The organism is Buchnera aphidicola str. G002 (Myzus persicae) (assembly GCF_000521565.1).
GTDB lineage: Bacteria > Pseudomonadota > Gammaproteobacteria > Enterobacterales > Enterobacteriaceae > Buchnera > Buchnera aphidicola_C.
In genome coordinates, this window is sequence record NZ_CP002701.1 from 155560 (window position 1) to 167949 (window position 12390).

A 12390-nucleotide genomic window follows, 5' to 3' on the forward strand; every position below is an offset into this window, starting at 1 on the left:
TCCTTTTTATTTAATTAAATGCTTTATAGATAGTATTTTTAGAGATTTTAAAAACTTTTTTTTCTTCTTTACCTATTATTCTAATTTTTTTATTAGCACCTATTTTTTTTAAATATTGAATTACTTCTTTTACTAATATTTCTGGTGCAGAAGCGCCAGCTGTGATTCCAATATTATTTATATTTTTGAACCATTCTTCTTTAATATCGAGAAAAGAATCAATCAGTTTGGTAAATGTTCCAGTTTCTTTACCTAATTCAGCTAGTCTATTAGAATTAGAAGAATTTTTTGAACCTACTACAAGTATCATATCAGTTATTTTAGATAATTGAGAAACGGCTATTTGACGATTAGTAGTTGCATAACATATATCTTCTTTATAGGGTCCAGAAATTTTAGGAAATTTATTTTTTAAAGCAGAGATAATTTTTTTAGTATTTAAGATAGATAAAGTAGTTTGAGTCACAAAATTTAATTTTTCGATATTTTTAACAGATAAATTATCAACATCTTTTAAAGACTGAATAAGATATATTTGTCCATTTTTATTATTATATTGCCCCATTGTACCTTCTACTTCAGGATGTCCTTTATGACCAATCAGAATCGTCTCTATGCCTTTTGAACTAGATTTTGATACTTCCATATGTACTTTTGTTACTAAAGGACAAGTAGCATTTAAAATAATCAATTTTTTTTTAATTGCTTCTTTTTTAACTTGTTTAGATACTCCATGTGCAGAAAAAACAACCACAGAAAAATCTGGAATTTGTGAAATTTTTTCAACAAAAATAACTCCTTTGAGAGATAATTTATTTACAACATATTTATTATGAACAAGTTCGTGTTTAATATAGATTGTTTGTTTGTATATTTTTAATGCACTTTCAACTATTGAAATAGCTCTTTTTACACCTGCACAAAAACCTCTAGGATTGGCTAATATAATATTCACTTTATACCTATTTCTTCATATATAAATTTAAACAATTAAATATTATAAAATTATTTAGAATTTTTTTAAAGATGAGATTTTTTACAATGTTTCCATATAAGTATAAGTACACCAAAAAAAATACTAGAATCAGCTATATTAAATGTAGCAAAATGCCAATCATAAAAATGTATATCAATAAAGTCTATGACAAAACCATAAAAAATTCGATCTATGAGATTTCCTAATGCTCCAGCAATTATTAAACAATAGCCTATTATTTTGCTTTTTTCTGTTTTTTCAGATTTAATAATTATATTAATAATTGCCAATATAACAAAAGAACTGATAATAGATAGTAACCATTTTTGTGGTTTTTCTGGATCGGATAATAAACTAAATGCTATACCATAATTGTGAATATGGAAAAAATTTAATATTGAAAAAATTTCTTTTATATCATATACTTCTATATGATTCATGATCCAATTTTTACTAGATATATCCATAATAAGAATTAACATTATTATAATGATGTATATACAGTTAATTTTTTTAAAATATTTATTTTCCATTATATAAATTTACGTTTTTCACCATTTCCTTGAGTATTTAAAATACAGCGATTACATATATTACTATTTTTTATATTTTTTTTAATGTCAATAGCATAATGCCAACATCGTAGACATTTTTGTTTTTTTATTTTTTTTAAAGATATTTTAAAAAAAGAAAGAGTTTTACTTTTTTTAGTATTTATAGGAGCGCTATCATAAAGTTTAACTTGAGCATCAGATGTTAAAAATATAAATTTTAGTTCTTTATTTAATATTGTTAATTTTTTAAATAATTTAGGTAATACATAAAGTATTATAGAAGCCTCAAGTGAATTATTAATATTTTTATTTTTGATTTCTTCTTCTAAAAATTTATTTATTTCATTTTTAATATTGATTATTTCATTCCAAAATTGATAATTAAATAAATCATCTTGATTTAAATGAAATAGTTTATCAAACCATTCTTCTGTAAATACATATTTAGAACTTTTTTCTGGTAAATAATCCCATATTTCATTAGCAGTAAAAGATAGTATTGGTGCTATCCATCTTACTAATGATTGAATGATATAATATATAGCTGTTTGACAGCTGCGTCTTTCTTGACTGTTTTTTTTAAAAGTGTATTGTCTATCTTTTATAATATCTAGATAAAAAGATCCCATTTCTATCGAACAGAAATACATTAATCGTTGCACTACTGCATGAAAATTATAATTTTTATAAAATTCAATGATTTCTTCTTGAACTATTTTAGTTTGTCCTATAGCCCATTTATCTAAAGAGAGCATTTTATCTCTATCTATTATATGTTTTTCTGGTTTAAAATCACTGATACTAGCTATTAGGAAACGTGCTGTATTTCTAATCCTACGATATGTATCTGATGCATTTTTTAATATTTCATCAGATATTGAAATATCATTACAATAATTAGAAGAGGCAACCCATAATCTTAAAATATCTGCACCTAATGTTTTAATTATCTGATTGGGGCTAATAGTATTACCTATAGATTTAGACATTTTCTGTCCTTTTCCATCAATTACAAATCCGTGGGTTAATACATTAGAATAAGGTGCTTTTCCATTTATTAATGTAGATATAATCAGTGAAGACATAAACCAACCTCTATGTTGGTCTGAACCTTCTAAATACATATCTGCACTATTTTTAGTGTATTTTTTATTTTTGTATTTTATTGAAGTATGTGTATTTCCTGATTCAAACCATACATCTAATATATCAAATATTTGAATATATGATGAATGTTCTTTACCTAATATTTCTCTTAAATCTATATTCCACCATGCTTGTATTCCTTCTATTTCTACTTTTTTTGCTATTATTTCCATCAAGATAGAAGTTTCAGGATGAATTTTTCCTGTTTTTTTATGTATAAAAATAGACATCGGTACTCCCCATTTTCTTTGTCTAGAGATACACCAATCAGGTCTTTTTTTTATTAATTCTTTTATTCTTGATTCACCCCATTCAGGTATCCATGATACTTTTTTTATTTCTTTTAAAGAATTATTACGTAAATGGCGTTGATCTATATTAATGAACCATTGTGGAGTAGCTCTATAAATAATTGGTGTCTTATGTCTCCAACAATGTGGATAGCTATGAGTTAAAGTTTCATAATGTAATAAAATATTATAATCGACTAATATTTTAATAATTATCTCATTAGCTTTTAAAATATTAATACCATTTAATTTTGTATGTATGTTATCAATGTAATTTCCTTGAACATCAACTAAATGTTTAGTTTTAATATTATATTTTTTACTAATAGTATAATCATCAGGACCATGATCAGGTGCAGTATGTACCGCTCCAGTACCTGATTCAAGATTGACATGTTTTCCTAAAATAACAGGCAAAGAAATATTTTTTAGAAATGGATGTAAAAATTTTATATATTCTAAATTTTTTCCTAGCAAAGAATTTATTACTTTCCATTTTTTTATTTTTAATATTTTAAATAAATGATTAACTAATTCTTTTGCTACAATTATATTCCATTTTTGTGTTTCTATTAATTGATACTCAAAATCTGGATGTAGTGTAATTGCTTGACTAGCTGGAAGTGTCCAAGGTGTTGTAGTCCAAATAGGTAAATATATTTCTTTCTTATTTAATAATGAACAATTAAATAATTTTCTTAGGATGGAGTTCTGTTCGCTTTTTAAAGCAACAATGATTGAATCAGATTTTTTTTTAGAATATTCGATTTCTGCTTCAGATAAAGAAGAAGTACATTGAAGGCACCAATGTATGGGTTTAAAATCTTGATATAAATATTTTTTTTCAATTATACAAGAGAGAGTTCTAATAATATTGGCTTCATTTTTAAAATCCATTGTAAGATGTGGGTTCTCCCAGTCACCTAATACTCCGAGTCTTATAAAATCTTCTTTTTGAGTTTTGACTTGATTAATTGCATATTGTCTGCATTTTTTTTGAAATGTTGAAGTAGAGATTTTTTTATTTTTATCTAAAATACCTTCTTCTACTTTTTGTTCAATTGGTAGTCCGTGGCAGTCCCAAGAAGGAATAAAAGGTGCATCAAAACCTGATATATTTTTAAATTTTATAATAATATCTTTTAAAATTTTATTGACGGCGTGTCCAATATGAATATTACCATTGGCATACGGTGGACCATCATGAAGAAAAAAAATTTTTTTTCCTTCTTTTTTTTTCCTAATTAATTTATAAAGATCATTTTCATACCAATTTTTTAATATTATTGGTTCTTTTTGTGTAAGGTTACCACGCATAGAAAATTTTGTATCAGGTAAATTTAAAGTTTTTTTATAATCATCCATTCTTTTCTCTTTTTTTTAAGATTAATTTTTATAAATTTCAAAAAAATTTTTAACTATTAAAATGTCTTGATAAATTTGATTTTGCAGTTCTTTTGTTGAAATAAAAATTTTCTCATCACGTATTCTTTTATATAGAATGACTTCTATATATTTTCCATATAAATTTATATTTTGATCAAATAAATAAACTTCGAGTATTCTATTTTTTTTAGTGCTAAAAAAATTTTTTTTGATCCCAATATTACAAATTCCTGTACATATTTGATTTGATAAATAACGTACTTTTACTGCATATACGCCATTTTTTAAGAAAGAATATTTTTTTAAAGATATATTTGCTGTGGGATAACCTATTCTTCTTCCTATTGCATTTCCATGTACGACTTTACCAAAAATACTATAAGAACGACCTAGAAGAAGAGAAGCTAATTTTATTTTATTTTGGGATAATGCAATTCTGATGTTAGTACTACTAATTTTTATATTATTTTTATATAAAGATTTAATTTTTATAATCTGAAATTTATATTTATTTTTAAATTCTTCTAAAAGATCAAAGTCTCCAGTTCTTTTAAAGCCAAATTTAAAATCCTCTCCTATTACAATAAATTTTATATGTAGTTTATTTATTAATATATTTATGATAAAATCTTCCGCACTTAAAGATTTAAAAAAATTATTAAATCGAATACATAAAACTTTATTAATATTAAAATATGAAATACGTTTTATTTTTTCACGAAATGTTGTAATTCTAACTGGAGCATCTTTATTTTTTAAAAATTCTAGCGGCTGTGGTTCAAATAAAATTATTATAGTAGGTATTTTATATTCCTGACCTATTTTATGTATGTAAGAGAATAGTTTTTGATGACCTAAATGTATTCCATCAAAGTTGCCAATGGTAACAACAGAATTAGAATTCATTTCTTTAATATTATGAATACCTCGTATAATATTCATTTTGAACTAACCTTATTAAATTAAGAAATTATATAAAGATATTTGTTCTTAAAATTGTTATATATAATGTTTTTGCTTTCTATATTAGTTTTTTATTTATAATTAGTTATATAATTAAAACATGTTTTTAGTATATTTATTAATATTATTATTTCAAATAAATGTTAAATTTTTCAACTAAGAGGTGACTATTGGCTAATATTAAAGCTGCTAAAAAAGATGCAGTAACATCTGAAAAACGTCGGAAACAAAATACTAGTCGACGTTCAATGATTCGAACTGTTATTAAAAAAGTACGAATAGCTATAATGTCTGGTGATAAAAATATTGCACAAGATGCGTTTAGAAAAATGCAACCAATCGTAGATAGTCATGTTAATAAACGTTTAATACATAAAAATAAAGCTGCACGTTATAAATCTAATTTTGCATTACAGATTACTAAAATGTGAAAAGATTAGTATAACTCAAATAGTATTGCCTCTCATTTTTTAAGAAGCAATACTGTAAGAAATTATCGTGTTAAATCATCAAAAAATCTTTTGACTCCATCAAAGAATCTTTTAGAACGGGGGCTATTATTTTCACCTCGAAAACCGTTAAAACTTTTTCCTAATTCATATAAGAGATTCTTTTGCTGCTCGTTTAGATTAACTGGCGTTTCTACGACGACACGACATAATAAATCACCTTGATTTCTATTTTGTACTGATTTTACTCCTCTGCCCCGAATACGAAAAAGTTTTCCTGACTGTGTTTCATGTGGTATTTTTAGTTTAACTCTTCCATCTAGTGTTGGAACCTCTATTTCTCCTCCTAATGCAGCCATAGTAAAATTTATTGGGACCTCACAGTATAGATTATTTTCTTCTCTTTCAAAAATGGGATGTTTTTTTACTGAGATCTGGACATAAAGGTCTCCAGATTGTGCACCATTAGAACCAGCTTCTCCTTCATTATTTAAACGTATTCGATCATTACTGTCAATACCAGGTGGTATTTTTACTACTAATGTTTTATAAGATTCAATTCGTCCTTGTCCATGACATATATTACATGGATCTTTGATAACTACTCCTCTTCCTTGGCATGTAGGACATGATTGTTGTACAGTAAAAAAACCTTTTCTGATATGTACTTGACCTTTGCCATTACATGTAGAACATGAACGTGGTTTAGTACCAATATTCGCACCACTTCCATGACATCTTTTACATTTTTGAAGAGTCGGAATACGAATTTCTTTTTTTATTCCTTTTACTGCTTCTTCTAATAATATTTCCATTTTATAGCATAAATCAGCTCCTTTTTTAGCTCTTTGAGATCTGTTTCCACCAAATATATCACCGAAAACATCTCCAAAAATATCTCCAAAATCTGTAGAACTAGTAAATGAACTATAAGTATTATTAGCAGAATGACCATTTTCAAAAGCAGCATGTCCATATTGATCATATGCAGCACGTTTTTCTTCATTAATTAATATTTCATATGCCTCTTTTATTTCTTTAAATTTGTTTTCAGCAGTTTTATCTCCTTGGTTTCGATCAGGATGATACTTCATCGCTAGTTTTTTATATGCTTTTTTTATTTCCCGTTCTTCAGCTGATTTTTGAATCCCTAAAATTTGATAATAATCTTTTTTTGCCATTCTTGTTTACTCTTGCTTGTTTAAAAATAATTGCACGGGCGTAGATAAGTTTCTACGCCCGTGCCAGTTTAAAGTCCATTGTAATTTTGTTTTATTTTTTTACTTAAAGTAGTTATTTTTTAGGATCTTTAATTTCTTCAAATTCTGCATCTACGACATTTTCGTCTTTTTTATTAGATGATGTATCTGCTTTTTTTAAATTTTCTTCTGAATTTTTTTGATTTATTTCATTTAACTTGGATGAAGTTTTTAAAAGCATCTGTATATTTTGTTCAATTTCAGACTTATTTTCTCCTTTTAATGCTTTTTCTAGTTTCTCTAAAGCTAATTCGATTTCTTTTTTATCATTTTTTTCAATTAAATCTTTACTGTCACTTAATTGTTTTTTAGTACTATGGATTAATTGATCGCCTTGGTTTCGTAATTGGACTAGTTCTTCGAATTTTTGATCGGCCTCAGAGTTGGCTTCTGCATCACTGACCATTTTTTGAATTTCTTCTTCATTTAGTCCAGAAGATGCTTTAATTGTAATTTTTTGTTCCTTTCCTGTTTTTTTATCTTTAGCAGATACATGTAATATTCCATCAGAATCGATATCAAATGTAACTTCAATTTGAGCTGTACCTCTAGGTGCTGGTTGGATACCATCTAAATTGAACTGTCCTAAAGATTTATTATCTGATGATTTTTTACGTTCACCTTGTAGTATATGTATGGTTACTGCTGATTGATTGTCTTCGGCTGTTGAAAAAACTTGGCTATGTTTAGTAGGAATAGTAGTATTTTTCTTGATGAGTGATGTCATTATTCCACCCATTGTTTCAATTCCAAGTGATAAAGGAGTGACGTCTAATAATAAAACATCTTTTACATCACCTGATAGAACTCCTCCTTGTACCGCTGCACCTACTGCTACAGCTTCATCTGGATTAACATCTTTTCTAGGCTCTTTACCAAAAAAATCTGCAACTTTTTTTTGAACCATAGGCATTCTTGTCTGTCCACCCACTAATATAACATCATGAATGTCTGACACTGAAAGTCCTGCATCTTTTAATGCAACTTTTAACGGTTCAATAGAACGTATGACTAAGTCTTCTACTAGAGACTCTAATTTTGAACGAGTTACTTTTATATTAAGGTGTTTTGGACCATTAGAGTCTGCTGTAATATATGGTAGATTGACATCTGTTTGTTGTGCAGATGATAATTCTATTTTAGCTTTTTCTGCGGATTCTTTTAAACGTTGCATGGATAATGGATCATTTCTTAAATCTATTCCTTGTTCTTTTTTAAATTCTGTTACTAAATAGTTAATTAATCTGCTGTCAAAATCTTCTCCTCCTAGATGAGTATCTCCATTAGTAGCAAGAACTTCAAATGTTTTTTCTTTATCTACATCATCAATTTCAATAATAGATATATCAAATGTTCCACCACCTAAATCGTAGACAGCTATTGTTCTATTTCCTTGTCCTTTATCTAAACCGTAAGCAAGTGCAGCTGCTGTCGGTTCGTTAATGATTCTTTTTACTTCTAGTCCTGCTATTCTTCCAGCATCTTTAGTAGCTTGACGTTGAGCATCATTAAAATAAGCAGGCACTGTAATAACCGCTTCTTTGATTGACTCTCCTAAATAATCTTCAGCAGTTTTTTTCATTTTTTTTAATACTTCTGCAGATATTTGCGGTGGAGCCATTTTTTGTTTTTTTATATCAATCCATGCGTCACCATTGTCAGAATTGATAATTTTATAAGGCATTATTTTTATGTCACGTTGTACTTCATCATCTTTAAATTTTCTACCAATTAATCGTTTTATTGCAAATAACGTATTTTTTGGATTAGTTATAGCTTGACGTTTAGCTGGCTGTCCTACTAAAACTTCTCCTTCTTGAGTATAGGCAATAATAGAAGGTGTGGTACGATCACCTTCTGCATTTTCTAAAACACGAGGTTTGTTGCCATCCATAATGGCAACACAAGAGTTGGTTGTTCCCAAGTCAATACCAATAATTTTACCCATTAAAATTTCTCCTATTTAATATTTTGATAAATTGGGTTCTTCAACCTTTATGCGGCCATTTTTTTAGCTTTTAATAAGCTACATAGGATTTTTCTGTGCTTTATCTGTAGTGTTGAATGATTATTAAATGGGGTCACTTTTCCGGTCATCAAGGGTTAAGAGTAAAAAAAACAAGTATAACTGAAGACTAGTTTAAATAATAATTTTTTACTTTTCATTTATAAATTAAATAGATACTTTATTTTTTATTGAAATATTTAATATATAGTAAATTTTATTTTTGTGTCATATGATTTATATAGATAAAATAAATAATACATTTTATTAAATAAAATCTATTTCGATTACAAGGAAAATTTATGTTAGACAATTTAGATCAAATAACTGAATGTTTATCTTTTTTTATTTTTATATTTTTTTCTTTAGGACTTTGTTTTTTTTTACTTTTTTTAAGTTCAATGCTTGGTGGAAAATCTTCATCTAGATATAAAAATACACCTTTCGAATCAGGGATTGTATCCATCGGGAACACTAATCTTCATTTTTCTGTAAAATTTTATTTAATTGCAATGTTTTTTGTGGTTTTTGATGTGGAAGCTCTTTATTTATACGCATGGTCTATTAGTATCTCTGAATCTGGATGGATTGGATTTAGTGAGGCTGCTATGTTTATTTTATCTATTTTATTATCTTTGTTTTATTTGATTCGTATCAAAGCGCTCAATTGGATATCCTAATCGTTTAGGATAGTATTTTGAATTTATTAATAATGTAAATTTATGAGGTATAAAATGGATTATACTTTAACAAGAGTGGATACTAAAAAAAATAATCAAAAGTATCCAAAACAAATTACTGAATCTGTTAGAGATCCCATAGAAGATTACTTAAAAAAAAATATTTTTATGGGTAAAATTACTCAGTTAATGCATAAATTAGTTAATTGGGGAAGAAGAAATTCTCTTTGGCCTTATAATTTCGGTCTGTCTTGTTGTTATGTTGAAATGGTATCTGCTTTTACTTCTGTACATGATGTTGCACGTTTTGGTTCAGAAGTATTACGTGCTTCTCCTAGACAAGCAGATGTTATGGTTATTGCTGGTACACCATTTATAAAAATGGCTCCTGTTATTCAACGATTATATGATCAAATGCTAGAGCCTAAATGGGTCATTTCTATGGGTGCTTGTGCTAATTCTGGAGGTATGTACGATATTTATTCTGTAGTACAAGGGGTAGATAAATTTCTACCAGTAGATATTTATATTCCTGGCTGTCCACCTCGTCCAGAATCATATATACAAGCCTTAATGTTATTACAAAAACTAATAAAAGAAGAGAGAAGACCATTATCTTGGATAATTGGAGAACAGGGCGTATATCATAAAAAAATGTCATCTGAAAGAATTAAAAAAAGAAATAAAAGAATTAATGTTATTAACCTTCCAACTTCAGAAAAAATTAAATGATATAATTGAGTTTAAGAAGTATAAATCTCTTTAATACTGCTGATGTTTTATTTAGATAATGATAGTATTAATAATACTATATTTTAAAATATTATATTTTTCTAAATTTATGTAGAACGAGAGATTTATGACAAATTTAATGAAAAAAGAAAATAATTTTTTTTTAAAAGGTAATTGTAAAGAAAACTCAAAAAATTTAGTAATCGAAAATTTATTTAACTTTTTTGGTAAAGATTTTGCTTTTTATCAAAAAACTTTAACTGGTTTTCCTATATTATGGATAAATAGAATAATTTTAATAAAAGTAGGAGAATATTTATATAATTTATCTCCACCTTATATTATGCTTTATGACCTACATGGTGTAGATGAGCGTTTCCGATTACATCGTAAAAATTTACCTAAAGCTGATTTTTCAGTATTTTACCATTTAATATCTATTGAAAGTAATTCCGATATTATGCTAAAAGTACCATTATTCGAACATGATTTAAGTTTGCCTACATTTACAGGTCTGTTTTCTAATGCTAATTGGTATGAACGTGAAACTTGGGATATGTTCGGTATTGTTTTTGATAAACATCCTAATTTAACTCGTATTATTATGCCAAGTACATGGAAAGGACATCCGTTGCGAAAAAATTATTCTGCAAGAGCGACTGATCATGAAGCTTTCTATTTAAATGAAATAAAAGAAGATGCTGAAATGGAAGGTTTGAAATTTAAACCTGAGTTATGGGGTATGAAACGTAAAAAAGATGATGTAGAATTTATGTTTTTGAATTTAGGACCTAATCATCCTTCTGCTCATGGTGCTTTTAGAATCGTTTTACAACTAGATGGTGAAAATATTATAGATTGTGTTCCAGATATTGGATATCATCATCGTGGAGCGGAAAAAATGGCAGAACGTCAGTCATGGCATAGTTATATCCCATATACTGATCGTATTGAATATCTTGGTGGCTGCGTTAATGAAATGCCTTATGTTTTATCTGTAGAAAAATTAGCTAATATTTCAGTGCCAAAAAAAGCAGAAGTAATTCGTGTTATGATGTCAGAATTATTTCGTATTAATAGTCATTTATTGTATATTTCTACTTTTATTCAAGATGTCGGTTGTATGACACCTGTTTTTTTAGCATTTACTGATCGTCAAAAAATATATGATTTAATTGAAGCAATTACAGGTGCACGTATGCATCCTGCATGGTTTCGTATTGGTGGAGTAGCTAATGATTTACCAAAAGGTTGGCATACTTTATTAAAAGAATTTTTAATTTGGATGCCAAAAAGATTAAAATATTATGTAAAAACCGCTTTAGAAAATAGTATTTTAATTAATAGATCAAAAGGAATTGCAAAATACAATAAAGAAGAGGCATTAAAATGGGGTGTAACAGGAGCAGGATTGCGTGCTACAGGAATAGATTTTGATGTGAGAAAATGGCGACCGTATTCTGGATATGAAAATTATACTTTTGATGTACCAGTAGGAGGAGGAATCAGCGATTGCTATTCAAGAGTCATGATAAAAGTAGAAGAAATTTATCAAAGTCTTCGCATTTTAAAGCAATGTTTACATAATATGCCAGAAGGTCCTTTTAAATCTGAGCATCCTTTAAGTACACCACCTGATAAAGAATCAGCTTTACAGAATATAGATACTATGATTTCTCATTTTCTACAAGTATCTTGGGGGCCTGTCATTCCACAAAATGAAAGTTTTCAAATGATTGAAGCAACAAAAGGAATTAATAGTTATTACTTAATTAGTGATGGTGGTACGATGAGTTATCGTACTAGAATAAGAACGCCTAGTTTTCCACATTTACAACAAATACCTGCAGTAATTCGTGGAAGTTTGATATCAGATTTAATTGTATACTTAGGTAGTATAGATTTTGTCATGTCTGACGTGGATAGATAATTATGTATAAAAAAAAAGTG

At 27.4% G+C, this 12390-nt stretch carries 10 protein-coding genes; 4 read left to right on the plus strand and 6 right to left on the minus strand.

Features of this window, described 5'->3' with window-relative positions:
- Positions 1-10: 10 nt before the first annotated feature.
- The 4 genes from ispH to ribF all read right to left on the minus strand — a co-directional run bounded on the left by ispH (position 11) and on the right by ribF (position 5294).
- A complete protein-coding gene (ispH, locus tag BUMPG002_RS00740; protein WP_025368793.1) occupies positions 11-955 on the minus strand; it encodes a 4-hydroxy-3-methylbut-2-enyl diphosphate reductase in 945 nt (314 codons plus the stop codon).
- A gap of 65 nt (positions 956-1020) precedes the next feature.
- A complete protein-coding gene (gene lspA / locus BUMPG002_RS00745) occupies positions 1021-1509 on the minus strand; it encodes a signal peptidase II (RefSeq protein WP_025368794.1) in 489 nt (162 codons plus the stop codon).
- Positions 1509-4331: an isoleucine--tRNA ligase gene (gene ileS / locus BUMPG002_RS00750; RefSeq protein WP_025368795.1), complete on the minus strand. Its 2823-nt coding sequence runs from the start codon at positions 4329-4331 to the stop codon at positions 1509-1511. Before ileS ends, lspA begins: the two co-directional genes overlap by 1 nt.
- 21 nt (positions 4332-4352) lie before the next feature.
- A complete protein-coding gene (gene ribF / locus BUMPG002_RS00755) occupies positions 4353-5294 on the minus strand; it encodes a bifunctional riboflavin kinase/FAD synthetase (RefSeq protein WP_025368796.1) in 942 nt (313 codons plus the stop codon).
- Positions 5295-5485: 191 nt separating this feature from the next.
- Here ribF and rpsT point away from each other — a divergent pair, with 191 nt between their 5' ends.
- Positions 5486-5746 carry a 30S ribosomal protein S20 gene (gene rpsT / locus BUMPG002_RS00760; protein ID WP_044006126.1) on the plus strand — a complete coding sequence of 87 codons (261 nt, stop codon included), beginning with the start codon at positions 5486-5488 and terminating at the stop codon, positions 5744-5746.
- A gap of 62 nt (positions 5747-5808) precedes the next feature.
- Here rpsT and dnaJ read toward each other — a convergent pair whose 3' ends face one another.
- Both dnaJ and dnaK read right to left on the minus strand, forming a co-directional pair.
- Positions 5809-6945 (minus strand): molecular chaperone DnaJ, encoded by a 1137-nt coding sequence (gene dnaJ / locus BUMPG002_RS00765; protein WP_025368797.1) that lies wholly within the window; start codon positions 6943-6945, stop codon positions 5809-5811.
- Between the two features lie 112 nt (positions 6946-7057).
- Positions 7058-8971 carry a molecular chaperone DnaK gene (gene dnaK / locus BUMPG002_RS00770; RefSeq protein ID WP_025368798.1) on the minus strand — a complete coding sequence of 638 codons (1914 nt, stop codon included), beginning with the start codon at positions 8969-8971 and terminating at the stop codon, positions 7058-7060.
- A gap of 359 nt (positions 8972-9330) precedes the next feature.
- Between dnaK and ndhC the strand changes: the two genes are divergently transcribed.
- From ndhC to nuoC, 3 genes are all read left to right on the plus strand, one after another.
- Positions 9331-9708: an NADH-quinone oxidoreductase subunit A gene (ndhC, locus tag BUMPG002_RS00775; RefSeq protein WP_025404218.1), complete on the plus strand. Its 378-nt coding sequence runs from the start codon at positions 9331-9333 to the stop codon at positions 9706-9708.
- Positions 9709-9762: 54 nt separating this feature from the next.
- Positions 9763-10440 carry a NuoB/complex I 20 kDa subunit family protein gene (locus BUMPG002_RS00780; RefSeq protein ID WP_025368800.1) on the plus strand — a complete coding sequence of 226 codons (678 nt, stop codon included), beginning with the start codon at positions 9763-9765 and terminating at the stop codon, positions 10438-10440.
- Positions 10441-10579: 139 nt separating this feature from the next.
- Positions 10580-12370, plus strand: a complete 1791-nt coding sequence (gene nuoC / locus BUMPG002_RS00785; RefSeq protein WP_395765410.1) for an NADH-quinone oxidoreductase subunit C/D — start codon at positions 10580-10582, stop codon at positions 12368-12370.
- Positions 12371-12390: the final 20 nt, after the last annotated feature.